General features: G+C 58.1%; 15 protein-coding genes. 11 read left to right on the plus strand and 4 right to left on the minus strand.

The window, feature by feature from the left end:
* The 3 genes from G449_RS0108815 to G449_RS0108825 all read right to left on the minus strand — a co-directional run bounded on the left by G449_RS0108815 (position 1) and on the right by G449_RS0108825 (position 3,049).
* On the minus strand, positions 1-1,131 hold the full coding sequence (locus G449_RS0108815; RefSeq protein ID WP_022658946.1) for a hypothetical protein: 1,131 nt from the start codon (positions 1,129-1,131) through the stop codon (positions 1-3).
* Between the two features lie 2 nt (positions 1,132-1,133).
* The gene (locus G449_RS0108820) at positions 1,134-2,060 is read right to left on the minus strand and encodes a dihydroorotate dehydrogenase (RefSeq protein WP_022658947.1); all 927 of its coding nucleotides are present in this window, start codon (positions 2,058-2,060) and stop codon (positions 1,134-1,136) included.
* Positions 2,061-2,239: 179 nt separating this feature from the next.
* Complete coding sequence (locus tag G449_RS0108825) at positions 2,240-3,049, minus strand: iron-sulfur cluster-binding protein (protein WP_022658948.1); 810 nt, start codon at positions 3,047-3,049, stop codon at positions 2,240-2,242.
* A gap of 200 nt (positions 3,050-3,249) precedes the next feature.
* Here G449_RS0108825 and G449_RS0108830 point away from each other — a divergent pair, with 200 nt between their 5' ends.
* From G449_RS0108830 to lepA, 11 genes are all read left to right on the plus strand, one after another.
* On the plus strand, positions 3,250-4,323 hold the full coding sequence (locus tag G449_RS0108830; RefSeq protein WP_022658949.1) for a M24 family metallopeptidase: 1,074 nt from the start codon (positions 3,250-3,252) through the stop codon (positions 4,321-4,323).
* Between the two features lie 9 nt (positions 4,324-4,332).
* Positions 4,333-4,878, plus strand: a complete 546-nt coding sequence (gene aroL, locus G449_RS0108835; RefSeq protein ID WP_022658950.1) for a shikimate kinase AroL — start codon at positions 4,333-4,335, stop codon at positions 4,876-4,878.
* A gap of 36 nt (positions 4,879-4,914) precedes the next feature.
* Positions 4,915-5,985, plus strand: coding sequence for a glycosyltransferase (locus G449_RS0108840; protein ID WP_108702570.1), 1,071 nt, complete (start codon positions 4,915-4,917; stop codon positions 5,983-5,985).
* A gap of 426 nt (positions 5,986-6,411) precedes the next feature.
* Positions 6,412-6,831: a F0F1 ATP synthase subunit B gene (locus tag G449_RS0108845; RefSeq protein WP_022658952.1), complete on the plus strand. Its 420-nt coding sequence runs from the start codon at positions 6,412-6,414 to the stop codon at positions 6,829-6,831.
* Between the two features lie 106 nt (positions 6,832-6,937).
* Positions 6,938-7,519: a F0F1 ATP synthase subunit B gene (locus G449_RS0108850; RefSeq protein ID WP_022658953.1), complete on the plus strand. Its 582-nt coding sequence runs from the start codon at positions 6,938-6,940 to the stop codon at positions 7,517-7,519.
* The gene (atpH, locus tag G449_RS0108855) at positions 7,516-8,067 is read left to right on the plus strand and encodes an ATP synthase F1 subunit delta (RefSeq protein WP_022658954.1); all 552 of its coding nucleotides are present in this window, start codon (positions 7,516-7,518) and stop codon (positions 8,065-8,067) included. Before G449_RS0108850 ends, atpH begins: the two co-directional genes overlap by 4 nt.
* A 3-nt stretch (positions 8,068-8,070) precedes the next feature.
* Positions 8,071-9,579 (plus strand): F0F1 ATP synthase subunit alpha, encoded by a 1,509-nt coding sequence (gene atpA / locus G449_RS0108860; protein WP_022658955.1) that lies wholly within the window; start codon positions 8,071-8,073, stop codon positions 9,577-9,579.
* 26 nt (positions 9,580-9,605) lie between these two features.
* Entirely contained in the window at positions 9,606-10,490 is an 885-nt protein-coding gene (locus G449_RS0108865) for a F0F1 ATP synthase subunit gamma (RefSeq protein ID WP_022658956.1), read from the plus strand.
* Positions 10,491-10,500: 10 nt separating this feature from the next.
* Positions 10,501-11,922, plus strand: a complete 1,422-nt coding sequence (atpD, locus tag G449_RS0108870) for a F0F1 ATP synthase subunit beta (protein WP_022658957.1) — start codon at positions 10,501-10,503, stop codon at positions 11,920-11,922.
* Between the two features lie 97 nt (positions 11,923-12,019).
* Entirely contained in the window at positions 12,020-12,421 is a 402-nt protein-coding gene (locus G449_RS0108875; RefSeq protein ID WP_022658958.1) for a F0F1 ATP synthase subunit epsilon, read from the plus strand.
* 290 nt (positions 12,422-12,711) lie between these two features.
* Positions 12,712-14,517: a translation elongation factor 4 gene (gene lepA, locus G449_RS0108880; RefSeq protein WP_027180848.1), complete on the plus strand. Its 1,806-nt coding sequence runs from the start codon at positions 12,712-12,714 to the stop codon at positions 14,515-14,517.
* A gap of 268 nt (positions 14,518-14,785) precedes the next feature.
* Here lepA and G449_RS0108885 read toward each other — a convergent pair whose 3' ends face one another.
* A complete protein-coding gene (locus tag G449_RS0108885) occupies positions 14,786-15,061 on the minus strand; it encodes a hypothetical protein (RefSeq protein WP_022658960.1) in 276 nt (91 codons plus the stop codon).
* Positions 15,062-15,072: the final 11 nt, after the last annotated feature.

Raw genomic sequence — 15,072 nt, forward strand, 5'->3', positions numbered from 1 at the left:
TCACGACTGAATCTCCCTGCGGTAGAGGCGGTAACGCTTGGTAAGCTGGCCCGAGAAATCTTCAAGCAGATCGTTGACGGGCGCATTGTCTTCCAGCACCCAGGAACCCTCAACCCACTGAAAATGCGGGTGCTGACGCGCCTTTTCCAGCATGAAGTCGAGCAGCAGCAAGGGCAGGCCCATGAGGCGGAATTCTTCACGAATACCAAAAAGAATGATGCGGTAGCCACCGCGAATTTCTGCGCGGGACTGCCACCAGTGCCACAATGCCGAAATGCCCAGCTTGCCGTTGAGCCGCCGCAAAAGCGGGGCCATGTCCGGCAGGGCCACCATGCCTGCGGCAGGTTCGTTATTGTGGAAGAACAGCACAAAAAATTCCGGATCAAGAACGCTTTTGAGCTCCTTGACGTGCTGCTCCGCCTCGCCGTCAGAAAGGGGAGAAAAACCCCAGTTCTTGGCCCAGGAAACCTTGTACAGCTCCAGCATGGCGCGGATATCCTCCGCCAGCGTGGCCTTGCTGGACGTACGACAGGTAAAGCGCCCCTCGGCCTTGAGGCGCGTCACTTCCTCACTGAGCCATTCCGGCGGGGTAAGGCGCGAGCGCTCAATCTGGTAGGCGAAAAGATCCTGCTCCTTGCGCAGATGCCACGTTTCAAGCAGTTCTGCGTAATACGGCGGGTTCCAGGGCATCATGATGGTGGGCGCAAGGTCAAAGCCGTGCACCAGCAGGCCGCAGGTATAGTTGGCCGAAGGATTCAGCGGCCCGCGCATAAAGCGCATGCCCTGCGCGGCCAGCCAGCCGTGCGCCGCATCCAGCAGGGCGTGGGCCGCCTCGGGATCATTGGCGCACTCAAAAAAGCCGAAGGCCCCGCACTTTTCATTGGCATAGGCATTGTACTTTTCGTCCACAATGGCTGCTATGCGGCCAATGGCGCGGCCATCGCGCAGCACAAGAAAGAGTTCGCGTCGGGCGCTTTCCCAAAAGGGATGTTCACCGGGCGTGAGTAGTTCACGATCCTGGCTTTTAAGGCCAGGCGTCCACAGGGAGCCACGTTCGTACAGGCTCCACGGCAAATCCATGAACTGGTCAAACTCCTGCTTGGAGCGGGCGGGGATAACGGTAAGCGACATAATTAGTCCAAATCCAGGCTGCCGCAATAAGCGCCCAGGTCTTCAATGCCCAGCTTTTCACACAGGGCGGGGAGTTCCTCTGCCAGGGCAAAGGCGCAGTCGGGCCGCATGAAGTTGCCCGTGCCAACCTGCACGGCGCGCGCGCCCACCAGCAAAAATTCCAGAGCGTCTTCGGCGGTGACAATGCCGCCCACACCGATAACGGGGATGTTCACGGCGCGGGACACCTGCCACACGCAGCGCAGGGCCACGGGCTTGATTGCGGGGCCGGAAAGCCCACCCACCACGTTGGCCAGCGAGGGCTTGCGGCTGTTCAGATCCACAGACATTCCGAGCAGCGTGTTGATGCACGAGATACTGTCCGCGCCTGCGTCTTCAACGCTACGGGCCATAAGGGCGATATCCGTCACGTTGGGCGAGAGCTTGACCATAACGTGCTTGCCCGGCGCGGCGCGGCGCACGGCAGCCGTAACCTGGGCGGCAAGCACCGGATCCTGGCCAAACAGCACGCCGCCTTCCTTGACGTTGGGGCAGGAGACGTTCACCTCAAGGGCGGCAACGCCTTCTTCCGCATTGAGGCGGGCGGCAAGCTCGGCGAATTCCTCCACCGAACCGGCGTAAATATTGGCGATAACGGCTGTTTCCTGCCAGGGCAGGCGGGGCAGCTTGTCTTGGCAGAAAACCTCGACTCCGTCATTTTGCAGACCCACGGCGTTAAGCATACCTGCGGTGGTTTCCACAATGCGCGGCGTAGGGTTGCCCTGACGCGGCAACAGGGAAAGACCCTTGGCTACCAGACCGCCAAGCGCGGCGAGATCGCCGTAAGAGGCAAACTCCAGCCCGTAGCCGAAGGTGCCTGAAGCCGTGAGCACAGGGTTCTTAAGGGTCAGATCGTGCGTCTGCCCCTTGAGTGTGACGGAAAGATCCATGCCGCTTTCTCCAGATTGCCGGCATCCGGCATTTTGTGCGTGGCTTCGCCTGGCAAGAAAGGCCCGCGCGCGTGCCCACGCGCGACCGCCAGTTCGCCGGTGCGGCGCGCCATGGCCGTAACCGATGCCGCATGCGGGCGTTAACGTCGTTTCAGGAATCAAGGAAGCGCAGGCAAAACCTACAGTTCTACCTGATCCGACCAGAATACCGGGCCGTGGTTGCACACCTGCACCAGGCCTTCGCGCTTTGCTTCGACCGGCCAGGCTTCTGTGGTTTTGGTCACGCAGCCAAGGCACGCGCCCACGCCGCAGGCCATGCGGTTTTCAAGCGAAACCTGGCAACGAACGCCAAGCTCGGCGGCAAACTTTTGCACGGTGCGCATAAAGGGCGTAGGCCCGCAGGCAAGCACAAGGCCCTTCTGCTCGGCGTATTCGCTCATGCGCTCCTGAATGGTAAAAATAAAGTCGTCCAGATCGCCGGATTCCGCTTCGCGCAGGCTGTCCAGCGGCACGTGCTCGTTGATGCTGTCCACTGGATAGCAACTGATGTGCTCGCGGTGCCCAAAGAGCATGGAAACATTCCACGGCTTGGGATGCTCGCTCACGTAGCCCACAAAGGGCACTATGCCCATACCGCCTGCCAGCAGCAGGGTCGGGGTGTCCGGCTCAACGACAAACCCGTTGCCCAGCGGCCCCCACACGCGCACCTTGTCGCCCGAGCGCAGCTCGGACATGCGCCTTGTGCCTTTGCCGCGCACCTGGAAAAAGCAGATCATATGCCGGGAGGTCATATGGCAGATACCAAGGGGGCGCGCCCAGGGGATATCCAGCCCGAAATTTCGGGGACGGATCATGACAAACTGCCCAGGCCGCCACCGAGTCCACTCGGGGCGGGAGAGGCGCAACGCAAAAAAGCGGCTTTCGTTGCCGGTCTGCCCAAAAGGCACAAGATCGAGAACATCAAGCTCGCAAGAAGATGTTTGTGACATGTCTATAATAATAGTCCTAGTTAGGTTCTAGGTCAACTGACCCCGCTACTCCAAGCCTCTTTGCTAATGTATACAAGAAATGTATCAATTGTCCATTCTGACGGCCCGCCCGCCCACCATAATCCGCTCCGCTCAACCCCGTTAAATTTAACCTTTTCAGCCAGCCCTGCGCTGGGTATAGTGCCCGCAGGAGAATTTTTATGAGTGACATCTTCGCTTCCCGCCGTGAAAACCTCCGGCGTGCCATGCGCTTGCGCGGGCTTGACGCCATGCTCATCAGCCAGGCTGCCAACAGGTTTTATCTTTCCGGTTTTGAGCTGCATGATCCACAGTTTAACGAAAGCGCAGGCAGACTTGTCATCACATCTGATGGGCACGACTGGCTGGCAACAGACGGCCGCTATCTGGACGCAGCCTCACGCATCTGGGATCGCGAACGCATCTTTATATACGGCGGCAACGCAGCGCGCGAACTGCACGGATTGCTCAGGCGCTGCGGCAGCCGCATTGGCATTGAGGCCAACGGCGTCAGCCTCGCCTTTGCCCGCGATCTGACTGACGCTGGCTCCGGCCTGTATTGCGAGGCGGCAGACGGCATGGTCGAGCGCCTGCGCCGCATCAAGGAACCCTGCGAAATCTCCGCGCTGGAAAAATCTTTTGCGCTCAACCACAAGCTGATGAAATGGGTTGAGGGCCAGCTGGAACCGGGTCGCACCGAGGCCCACATAAGCTGGCTCATTGAGCGCTTTTTTCGCGAGAACGGCGCTTCGGAACTTGCTTTTGCCAACATTGTGGCCGTGGGCAAAAACGCCGCCCTGCCCCATGCCATCCCCGGTCAGGACGTTGTTACAGACAACTGCCCGGTTCTGGTCGATGTGGGCTGCCGCATTGAGAACTACTGCTCTGACCAGACCCGCACCTTCTGGGTAGGCACTGCGCCCACTGACGAGTTCCGCCGTGCGCTCGACCTTACCCGGCAGGCGCAGACGGCGGCCATTGAGGGCATGCGCCCCGGCATGCCTTTGCGCATGGCCTATGCGCTGGCGCATGATGTTTTTGCCAAAGCTGGCGTCGCCAATGCCTTTACGCACGGACTCGGACACGGCGTGGGCCTTGAAACCCACGAAGCACCCAGCCTTTCGCCCCGCGCTGAGGGCGTTCTTGAACCTGGCATGGTTGTTACCGTTGAGCCGGGGCTCTACTACCCCAAATGGGGCGGCATCCGCTGGGAATACACCGTGCTGGTCGAAGAAGACGGCGTCAGAATCCTTTAAGGAGGCGGCATGAGCATTCTCTTTCTGGTGGGCGCGCGGGCTTCGGGCAAAACCACCATCGGCAAGGCGCTTGCCAGAAGCCTCGGCCTGCCCTTTGCCGACACTGATCAGCATTTGCTGCACCGGGCGGGCCTTACCGTTGAGCAGATTGTGGCCGCAGAGGGCTGGCCCGGCTTCCGCAGCCGGGAAAGTCAGGCCTTGCAGGAAGTGGCGGACGCGCACCCCGCTGGCTGTGTTGTCTCCACCGGGGGCGGCATGGTGCTGGCGGAAGAGAATCGCCTTCTTATGTGGCAACGCGGCATGGTTATTTTTCTTGATGCGCCTTTGCAGACCCTTGCCGAAAGACTGAGCCGCAACCCTGTCAACAGTCAGCGCCCTTCGCTGACTGGCAAGGGGCTCATTGAAGAAATCAGTCAGATTTTGGACGAGCGGCGGCATCTTTATGAACAGGCAGCCCACCACATAGTTGACGCATCGCAGCCCATGCCTGTTGTCTGCCGGCACATAGAACAACTCTGGCAGGAACGGAAACCGCAAGGTCACGCCAAGTCATGACCGCACATTTCCCCCTGCCTTCATTGCTTGCCTTCCATGGCTGCTACTAATCACATTTCATCTCAGTTGCCCGCCCCGCTTGTATCTGTGGTGCTGCCAGCGTGGAATGCGGCCCGCACGCTGGGCGCAACCCTGCAAAGCCTGCTTGGGCAGCGCCCCGCCCCTGGCGCGCCCTTACCTGAATTTGAAATTATTGTTGCTGACGACGGATCCACCGATGACACCCACGAGCTTCTGGAATACTGGGCAAACCCCGCTCGTTGCGGGCACAGATTGCAGGCGCTGCACCTGCCCCACGGCGGCATTGTGGCGGCGCTTAACGCAGGGCTTGCTGCGGCGCGCGGCGCGTTTGTAGCGCGCATGGATGCGGACGATACGGCGAATCCCTTGCGCATTGCCACGCAGACGGCTCATCTTTTCAACAATCCGCAACTCAGCGTATCGGCAACCTGCGTGGCTTTTGGCGGAGATCGCGCAACAGCACACGGCTTTGCCCACTTTGTGGACTGGCAGAACAGCCTGCTTACACATGACCAGATCAGCCGCGCACGTTTTCGCGATACGCCCTTGTGTCATCCCTCGGTCATGTTTCGCAGGGAATGCGTAGACAAATGGGGCGCGTACCGTGACGGCGACTTTGCTGAAGACTGGGAGATCTGGCTGCGCTGGCTCCACAACGGCGCGATAATGGAAAAGCTGCCGCAGAAAATGCTGGTATGGAATGATGCCCCCACCCGCGCCACCCGGGCAGACAGCAGATACGCGCGCACCGCCTGCGACAGGCTGCGGGCACTGTGGCTGGCTCGCTGGCTTGAGAAACACAACCCCTTTCATCCCCATGTTTGGGTAATCGGCGGCGGGCGTGTTGCCCGGCAACGGCTGGCCCCTTTGTGGGCACTTGGCCCAAGACCTGCCGCTTATATCGATATAGATCCCAGGAAGATAGGCAACCGCGTAAACGGCGTTCCTGTTCTGGGGCGCTGTGCCCTGCCCAAACCCGGGCAATGCAGCGTTCTCAATGCCCTGACGGCCCACGGCGCAGCAGAAGAGGCAGGCCAGTGGCTCTCGCAGGCAGGTTATGAGCAACAGGATTGGCTCCTGGTTTAATGCATCCTTTTTTAATAATGCAGACCTGTTAAATCTGGTTTAACATTTGTTTGTGTCTTTCTGCGCAAGCGCTTTTCACTCAGTAGCGCGCACTCCCCACTGCAATACTGCAACTGCAATATACTTTATTACACAATTCTCTGCTTCACGTGCTGCCACAACCAGTCGAGCACTTTATTTGTTTGTTTAAACAGCCAATATTGACGCACAGACAGCATAGAGTTGATGCAGTAGACCAAAACAACCGTCATAAAGACTGTTTTACACTGCCCGCAGCTTTGAGCACAAGGCTTGTGAAAAAAAAATTGCGGAGTTTGCGAAATTTGTCACCAATACCCTTTGACATAACAGGGCTGAGCAGATATCTTGCAAGGGCTTTATGTATTTTCAACTCCTTCAATCCGCAATTCACATGGAGGATGCGGCATGCTGGACCTAAACGTCACTCTTCTTTTTCAGCTGGCGAACTTCTTTATCGCCATTTATGTGCTTAACATCCTCCTGATTCGCCCCATCCGCGAAATCATCAAAAAGCGCAACGGCGTCATGGATGATATGGCCGAGGAAGCCGGTTCTTTCGAGTATCAGGCTGGCGAACGGCTCACCAACTATGAGGCCGAACTGGCCCGCGCCCGTCAGGACGCAGGCAGCAACCGTGAGGCTGGCCGTGCCGCAGGCGTGGCCGAACAGCAGAAAATGGTGGGCGAAGCTCAGCAAAGCGCCCGTGATATTCTGGCTGAAACCCGCGCCTCGCTGCAGGCACAGGCTGCGGAAACCCTTGCTGCGTTGCGCAAGCAGGTGGGTGAATTTTCCACCCGTCTGGCCGACCGCCTCATCAAGGGCTAGCAAGCGGCGCTGACTCAGGCCTTTGCGGGCCGTTCCGCAACGTTCGCGTTGCGGCTTCATTGGGAACTGTTTTCGAATCGGTATTATCGAACAGAGGGGGTGGGCTTTGAGCAGATGGAAACACGCGGGGTTTATCCTGCCGCTCGTTATTGCCTTTGCCGCGCTGGTGGTCCTTCCTGCGGGAGCCTTGGCTTCTGAAGGGCATGCAGCGCCGCGTTGGGGCGACTTCGGCTGGCGCGTGCTCAACTTCGTAATTTTTGCCGGCATCCTCTGGTACTTCGTTGGCGGGCTGGCCAAGCGTTTCTTTAAGAACCGCCGCGAAGGCATCAAGAATGCGCTGGACGATCTTGACGAACGTCGCAAGACGGCCAAGGAGCAGCTGGCCTCGGTAGAGACCCGCATTGCCAACCTTAATGCTGAACGCGAGGCCATCTTGGCCGAGAGCCGCCAGCAGGCCGAAGCCCTCAAGCAGGGCATTGTGGAAGAGGCTCACCGCCAGGCCGCTCAGATTGTGGAGCAGGCGCGCCTTACGGCGGAAAATGAAGGCCGCGCGATCTTTGCTGAAGTGCGCGCCTCCATTGCCGATGAGATCGTGAACGCCGCCGAGAAAGCTCTGAGCTCCAAGCTCAATGCGGCCGAGCACGACAAGCTTATCGCCAACTCCCTTAACAAGGTGGTGCTCCATTGATTAACACCGTGGTTGCACGCAGGTATGCCAACGCAATTTTTGCGCTTGGCAAAAAGGATGGGGATGCAGCCCTGAGTTCGCGTGGCGATTGCCTGGCGTCTCTTGGTGAAATGCTTGTCGCCGCGCCTGGGCTTGACCTTACCTTGAAAAGCCCTGTTATCGGCGTAAGCGAAAAGAAGGCAGTTCTCGACAAACTGCTGACCAAGCTCAAGGCTGACCAAACCATGCGCAATTTTTGCTTTCTGCTTGCAGATAAGGAAAGGCTTGCCTTTCTGAGCGAAATTGCAGCTTGGTACGGCAAACTGCTGGACGAGGCCAAGGGTATCATCCGCGGTCAATGCATAACCGCAGTACAACTTTCCGCAGACAAAAAGTCTAAGCTCAAGGATACCTTGCAACAGAAAGCGGGCACCGATATTGAGCTGACCTTTGCCGTGGACAAAGACATACTAGGGGGTATGGTGCTCAAAATGGGTGACCGGGTGCTGGACGCAAGTCTGCGCGCGCAGTTGGGAATCCTTCGGGAGACATTCAAGAGGGGTGAATAGCACATGCAGATCAAAGCGGAAGAGATAAGCAAGATCATTGAGGATCAAATCCAAAACTACGAGCAGCGCGTTGAAATGAGCGAAACTGGCACCGTACTCTATGTCGGTGACGGTATCGCCCGTGTCTACGGGGTCAAGAACGCGATGTCCATGGAACTGCTGGAATTCCCCGGCGGCATCATGGGCATGGTGCTCAACCTCGAAGAAGACAACGTAGGCGTGGCCCTGCTCGGTTCGGACGTGGGCATCAAGGAAGGCGACCCGGTCAAGCGTACCGGCAAGATCTTCTCCGTGCCTGTGGGCGACGGCGTTATGGGTCGTGTGCTCAACCCCCTGGGTGAGCCCATCGACGGCCTTGGCCCCATCGAGGCAACAGAATTGCGCCCGGTGGAAATCAAGGCCCCTGGCATCATCGCGCGTAAGAGCGTGCATGAGCCCATGCCAACTGGCCTCAAGGCCATTGACGCAATGACGCCCATTGGCCGCGGACAGCGCGAACTTATCATTGGCGACCGCCAGACCGGTAAGACCGCTGTTTGCGTTGACGCCATTCTGGCGCAGAAAGAAACGGACATTCACTGCTTCTACGTGGCCATCGGCCAGAAGAAGTCGTCCGTGGCTCTGGTGGCCGACACTTTGCGCCGTCACGGCGCGATGGAATACACCACCATCATTTCAGCCACGGCGTCCGATCCCGCGCCCTTGCAGTACATTGCGGCGTACACCGGCTGCGCAATGGCCGAGTTCTACCGCAACAACGGCAAGCACGCCCTCATCATTTACGATGACCTTTCCAAGCAGGCCGTGGCTTATCGCCAGATGTCGCTGCTGCTCCGTCGCCCCCCGGGACGTGAAGCTTTCCCCGGCGACGTGTTCTACCTCCACTCGCGTTTGCTTGAACGCGCCGCGAAGGTGAACGATAGCCTTGGTGCCGGTTCTTTGACGGCTCTGCCCATCATTGAAACCCAGGCGGGCGACGTTTCCGCGTACATCCCCACCAACGTGATTTCCATCACCGATGGTCAGGTGTACCTGGAACCCAACCTCTTCAACGCCGGTGTGCGTCCGGCCATTAACGTGGGCCTTTCGGTTTCCCGCGTGGGTGGCGCAGCGCAGATCAAGGCCATGAAGCAGGTTGCCGGTACCATGCGTCTTGACCTTGCCCAGTATCGCGAACTTGCGGCTTTTGCCCAGTTCGGTTCTGATCTGGACAAGGGCACCAAGGCCAAGCTTGATCGTGGTGCACGTCTGGTGGAACTGCTCAAGCAGCCCCAGTACAAGCCCATGCCCTCGCATGAGCAGGTCGCCTCCATCTACGCCGCTACCCGTGGTCACATGGATGACGTGCCGGTGGATCAGATCCGTAAGTTTGAAGACGACATGCTCACCTTTATGCGGGATACGCGTAAAGACGTGCTTGACGCCATTAAGGATAAGAAAGTCATTGACGAGGCTGTGGAAAAAGCGCTCACCGAGGCCATTACCGCCTTCAAGCAGGGCTGGAAGGCCTAGGGGCCCCCTCCATACGGGAGATAAGCATGCCTTCACTCAAAGACGTAAAAATGAAGATCGTGGGGGTCGGTAAGACCAAGCAGATCACCAAGGCCATGAACATGGTGGCCTCGGCGAAACTGCGCGGCGCCCAGACCCGCATCGAGCGCTTCAGGCCGTACGCGGCCAAATACCGCGACGTGCTCGCCGAACTGTCGAGCAAAGTGGAGGGCAATGCCCACCCCCTGCTGGCAGAGCATGAGGAAAAGAAACACTGCGCCATTGTGCTGGTTACATCCGACCGTGGCCTGTGCGGCAGCTTTAACGGCAACATCATCGCCACTGCTCTGCGGCTGGCGAAGGAAAAAGCCGGGGCAGGAATGGAGATCAGCTTTGCCTGTGTGGGACGTAAGGGCCGCGACGCCGTTCGTTCTGCCGGGCACAAGATCTTCACTGCCTATGGCGACCGCATGGGTAGCATAGACTTCGCTCTCGCCAGCACTGTGGCGCAGGAAGTCATTTACGGCTACGAAACCTTCGCATTCGACGAAGTGTGGCTGATCTACGGCGAGTTCGTATCCATGGGCAGCCAGCCGCCCCGCACCCTTCGCCTTCTGCCGTTGCAAACGCCGGAAGCTGAAGAAGTGGCAGAAGTGGCCGGAACGCCCCGTTGCGAATACGTGTACGAGCCGCAGGAAGAAAAGCTGTTGGCGGAGCTTTTGCCCCGCTACGTCAAGGTGCAGGTTTACCGTGGCATGTTGGACACCTCGGCCAGCGAGCACGCCGCCCGCATGGCTGCCATGGACAACGCCACCCGTAACTGCAACGAGATGATCAACATGCTGACGCGGCTCTATAACAAGACGCGGCAGGCTTCCATCACCAGCGACCTCATCGACATCGTCGGCGGCGCTGAAGCGCTGAAGGGTTAAGGAGCCAAACATGAGCAAAAACATCGGTAAAGTCGTTCAGGTTATCGGCGCCGTGGTGGACGTAGAGTTCAGCGACGGCAACCTGCCGAGTATCTTCACCGCCCTGGAGATAACCAACCCGAACAATAGCGATGCTCCCAGCCTCATCTGTGAGGTTGCGCAGCACCTGGGCGACAACGTCGTCCGTACCATCGCCATGGACGCCACTGAAGGCCTTGTCCGCGGCATGGACGCGGTCGACACCGGGAACCCCATCATGGTTCCTGTTGGCAAGGCCGCCGTTGGCCGTATCCTGAACGTCATCGGTCGCCCCGTTGACGAACTGGGCCCGGTCAATGCTGAAAAATACTATCCCATCCACCGTCCGGCTCCTAAATTCACGGATCTGAACACCAAGGTGGAACTGCTTGAAACCGGCATCAAGGTCGTTGACCTTCTTGTTCCCTTCCCCAAGGGCGGCAAGATGGGCCTCTTCGGCGGCGCCGGCGTGGGCAAGACCGTTATTCTGATGGAGATGATCAACAACATCGCCAAGCAGCACGGCGGTTCGTCGGTTTTCGCGGGCGTGGGTGAACGCACCCGTGAAGGCAACGACTTGTACCACGAACTCAAGGACGCAGGCGTTCTGGAACGCGCCACGCTTGTGTACGGTCAGATGAACGAACCTCCGGGAGCCCGTGCCCGCGTGGCCCTTACGGCCCTTGCCTGCGCGGAATACTTCCGTGATGAAGAACATCAGGACGTGTTGCTCTTCATCGACAACATCTTCCGTTTCACGCAGGCTGGTTCCGAAGTGTCCGCTCTGCTTGGCCGCATGCCCTCGGCCGTGGGTTATCAGCCCACCCTGGGTACTGACCTTGGCTCCTTGCAGGAACGCATCACCTCGACCAACAACGGTTCGATCACGTCGGTGCAGGCCGTTTACGTCCCTGCTGACGACTTGACCGACCCGGCCCCGGCCACCACGTTCTCGCACTTGGACGGAACGCTCGTGCTTTCCCGCCAGATCGCAGAACTTGGCATCTACCCCGCCGTGGACCCGCTCGACTCCACCTCGCGCATCCTCGACCCCAACGTTGTGGGCGATGATCACTACATGGTGGCCCGTCGTGTGCAGATGGTGCTTCAGAAGTACAAAGAACTTCAGGACATCATCGCCATCCTCGGCATGGACGAACTGTCTGACGAAGACAAGCTGACCGTTGCGCGTGCGCGCCGCATTCAGCGCTTCCTCTCGCAGCCCTTCCACGTGGCCGAAACCTTCACCGGCACCCCTGGCCAGTATGTGAAGCTTGAAGACACCATCAAGGGCTTCAAGGGCATTCTGGACGGCGCATACGACCACATGGCGGAAGGCGACTTCTACATGCTGGGCGGCATTGAACAGGCCGTTGCCAAGTACGAACAGCGCAAGCTGCAGGAAGAGAAGTAAGGCGTTAATCGCAACGCTTTGAGGTTCTGGGTCGCGCCTTGCACAAGGCGCGACCCGAACCCGGCCATCTGCGTATATCAGGAGCGAAGGAGTACCTATGGGCACGCTGCAACTTGAAGTGGTTACGCCGGACAAAACCGTGGTCAGCGGCGAAGTGGAAATGGCCGTCTGCCCGGGAATTGAGGGCGAATTCGGCGTGCTGCCCAAGCACGTTTCCCTGCTTTCTGCCCTGAAGATCGGCGGCCTGCGCTACCGCGCTGACGGCAAAGATGGGCACGTTTTCATCTCCGGCGGTTTCGCCGATGTGAACAACGATGTGCTCACAGTGCTGGCCGAATCGGCAGAGCTGGCGGACAGCATTGACACCGCTCGCGCCATGGCAGCCAAGGAACGCGCTGAAAAGCGCATTGCCAGCCATGACGAAAAGGTGGACATTGTCCGCGCTGAAGCCGCTCTGCAACGCGCAGTTGTGCGCTTGCAACTGGCCCAGCTCCGCTGAGCTACCAATTTTCAGATTTGTGGGGCCGCAGCAGCGTGGAAATCTCCGCGCTGTTGCGGCTTTGCTTTTTTCCAAAATTTCATACGCCCGGCCGGTTGTACCCGCAAGCGCCTCCACTCCGCCATTTTCATCTACCTAGCGTGACCTTTTACGGGTATTCAGGCTGAAATAGGCATTCTGCCAAGAATTCACGGCTTGCAAAAATAGACTTCCGCACGAATCTTGGATATTGATTCTGGTTCAACGCGGAAAATTCGCCGCCAACCCATCCAGTTTCCCAGGACATGACCATGCCCAACCAGGAAAATATCCGCAATTTTTGCATTATCGCCCACATCGACCACGGCAAATCCACCCTGGCCGACCGCATTCTTGAGCTGACCCAGGTTGTCAGCAAGCGGGAGGCGCGCCAGCAGTATCTGGATAAAATGGACCTGGAACGGGAACGGGGCATCACCATCAAGGCCCAATCCGTGCGTATTCCTTACAAAGCCAAAAACGGGCAGGTGTACGAACTCAATCTCATTGATACCCCTGGGCATGTGGACTTCAACTATGAAGTTTCGCGCTCCCTGGCTGCCTGCGAGGGTGCGCTGCTGGTGGTTGATGCCACTCAGGGAGTAGAAGCGCAAACGCTTGCCAACGTTTACCTTGCGCTGGATCATGACCACGAAATCGTGCCCGTACTCAATAAGATCGACCTGCCCAGTGCCGAAGTTGACCGCGTGAAGGCTGAAATTGAAGAAAGCATCGGCCTTGACTGCTCCGAGGCAATGCCTGTTTCTGCCAAAACGGGTATGGGCGTTGATGCTGTTCTTGAAGCCATTGTGCACCGCCTCCCCGCGCCAAAGGGCGATGTGGCGGGCCCTCTCAAAGCGCTCATATTCGATTCGTGGTACGACAGCTATCAGGGCGTGGTTATCCTGTTCCGCATTATGGATGGTGCCATCAAGCGTAACGACATGGTGCGCCTGATGAGCACCGGCAAGGAATATGAAGTGCTACGCCTTGGCGTATTCTCCCCTGAAGCCACGGATGTGAACGAACTTCACGCTGGCGAGGTGGGTTTCATGTGCGGCTCCATCAAGGAGCTTGGCGATGCGCGCGTTGGCGACACCATCACACTGGTGGAAAACCCTGCCACAACACCTGTTCCCGGCTTTACGGAAGTAAAACCCATGGTTTTCTGCGGTCTGTACCCCACAGAATCCGACGAGTACGAAAACCTCAAAACCGCCCTTGAAAAACTTCAGCTCAACGATGCGGCTTTTTCCTTTGAGCCGGAAACATCTCAGGCGCTGGGTTTTGGGTTCCGTTGCGGCTTTCTTGGCCTGCTGCACATGGAGATCATTCAGGAACGGCTGGAACGCGAATTTGAGGTCAGCCTCATCGCCACCGCGCCTTCTGTGGTCTACAAGGTGGACACAAACGATGGCAAAACTTTGCAGATCGACAACCCCAGCCACCTGCCAGACCCCACCAAGATCCGCACCCTTTATGAGCCGTATGTGAACATGGACATCCACGTGCCCAACGATTACGTGGGCAACGTCATGAAGCTGTGCGAGGAAAAGCGTGGCATGCAGAAAAATCTGCACTATCTGGCCACCAACCGCGTGGTTGTCACCTATGAGTTGCCGTTTGCAGAAATTGTTTACGACTTTTTCGACCGGCTCAAGTCTGCCACGCGCGGTTACGCCTCCATGGATTACCATCCGCTGGACTACCGCGAATCTGACCTCGTGCGCCTTGATATCATGCTCAATGGTGAAACCGTTGATGCTCTTGCCGTCATTGTTCACCGCGACCGCGCATATACCTACGGACGCGGATTGGCGCTCAAGCTCAAGCGCAGCATTCCCCGCCAGCTTTTCCAGGTGGCCATTCAGGCAGCCATCGGGCAGAAGATCATTGCCCGCGAAACCGTGTCCGCCTTCCGCAAGGACGTTACGGCCAAGTGCTATGGCGGCGACATCACGCGTAAACGCAAGCTGCTTGAAAAGCAGAAGGAAGGCAAAAAGCGCATGAAGCGCATGGGCAACGTTGAGTTACCACAGGAAGCGTTTCTGGCTGCCCTCAAAGTGGGCGACGAATAGACCTGAAGATGTAAAAAAGAAGGGTGGCTCGCTTGAGTCACCCTTCTTTTTTACATCGTAGCATGCCCCTCAGGCTTTACACCCAATCTGGCCCGCAAATGGCCTGTCAAAGTACGGTTGCGCCAACGCGCATCCATTCTATCAAAAATTAAAAAAATCTGCTCACAGGGCAAGCCAGGGCCACGGTTTTGTCTCTCACCACTTTGGTCGAGTGGCGCAGCAACGCAAGCCTTGCTGTGCTTGCATGGCTGTCTTGAGGCAGGCGTGATTACGGCAGGCGCAGTTTGCGCATTTCCGTATCACTGATTTCAAAGCGCTTCATGCACATGTCGTAGTAGGCACGCCAGGGAAAATAGCTGGTATCGCCCCGCCACTCATTGTTCATCTGTGTGGCTTCTGCCCGGCATTGCTGATTGGCCGCCAAGGCCTGCTGGTCATCAAATGTCAGGGGAGGCCGCTCACGAGGGGTGCAGCCGCAAGCCAGGACGCCTGCCGCCAGGCACAGTGCAAGCAAGCATCTGCCAACAAATGAATGTTTCTGCATGACGGAGCCTC

It is taken from the genome of Desulfovibrio desulfuricans DSM 642, from assembly GCF_000420465.1.
In the GTDB taxonomy this organism is placed as follows: Bacteria; Desulfobacterota; Desulfovibrionia; order Desulfovibrionales; family Desulfovibrionaceae; genus Desulfovibrio; species Desulfovibrio desulfuricans.

What these genes read in the sequence shown, in the direction of transcription:
- G449_RS0108815 (WP_022658946.1), bottom strand. Translation starts at nt 1,131, where the DNA reads ATGTCGCTTACCGTTATCCCCGCCCGCTCCAAGCAGGAGTTTGACCAG.
- G449_RS0108820 (WP_022658947.1), bottom strand. Translation starts at nt 2,060, where the DNA reads ATGGATCTTTCCGTCACACTCAAGGGGCAGACGCACGATCTGACCCTT.
- G449_RS0108825 (WP_022658948.1), bottom strand. Translation starts at nt 3,049, where the DNA reads ATGTCACAAACATCTTCTTGCGAGCTTGATGTTCTCGATCTTGTGCCT.
- G449_RS0108830 (WP_022658949.1), top strand. Translation starts at nt 3,250, where the DNA reads ATGAGTGACATCTTCGCTTCCCGCCGTGAAAACCTCCGGCGTGCCATG.
- aroL (WP_022658950.1), top strand. Translation starts at nt 4,333, where the DNA reads ATGAGCATTCTCTTTCTGGTGGGCGCGCGGGCTTCGGGCAAAACCACC.
- G449_RS0108840 (WP_108702570.1), top strand. Translation starts at nt 4,915, where the DNA reads ATGGCTGCTACTAATCACATTTCATCTCAGTTGCCCGCCCCGCTTGTA.
- G449_RS0108845 (WP_022658952.1), top strand. Translation starts at nt 6,412, where the DNA reads ATGCTGGACCTAAACGTCACTCTTCTTTTTCAGCTGGCGAACTTCTTT.
- atpA (WP_022658955.1), top strand. Translation starts at nt 8,071, where the DNA reads ATGCAGATCAAAGCGGAAGAGATAAGCAAGATCATTGAGGATCAAATC.
- G449_RS0108865 (WP_022658956.1), top strand. Translation starts at nt 9,606, where the DNA reads ATGCCTTCACTCAAAGACGTAAAAATGAAGATCGTGGGGGTCGGTAAG.
- atpD (WP_022658957.1), top strand. Translation starts at nt 10,501, where the DNA reads ATGAGCAAAAACATCGGTAAAGTCGTTCAGGTTATCGGCGCCGTGGTG.
- G449_RS0108875 (WP_022658958.1), top strand. Translation starts at nt 12,020, where the DNA reads ATGGGCACGCTGCAACTTGAAGTGGTTACGCCGGACAAAACCGTGGTC.
- lepA (WP_027180848.1), top strand. Translation starts at nt 12,712, where the DNA reads ATGCCCAACCAGGAAAATATCCGCAATTTTTGCATTATCGCCCACATC.
- G449_RS0108885 (WP_022658960.1), bottom strand. Translation starts at nt 15,061, where the DNA reads ATGCAGAAACATTCATTTGTTGGCAGATGCTTGCTTGCACTGTGCCTG.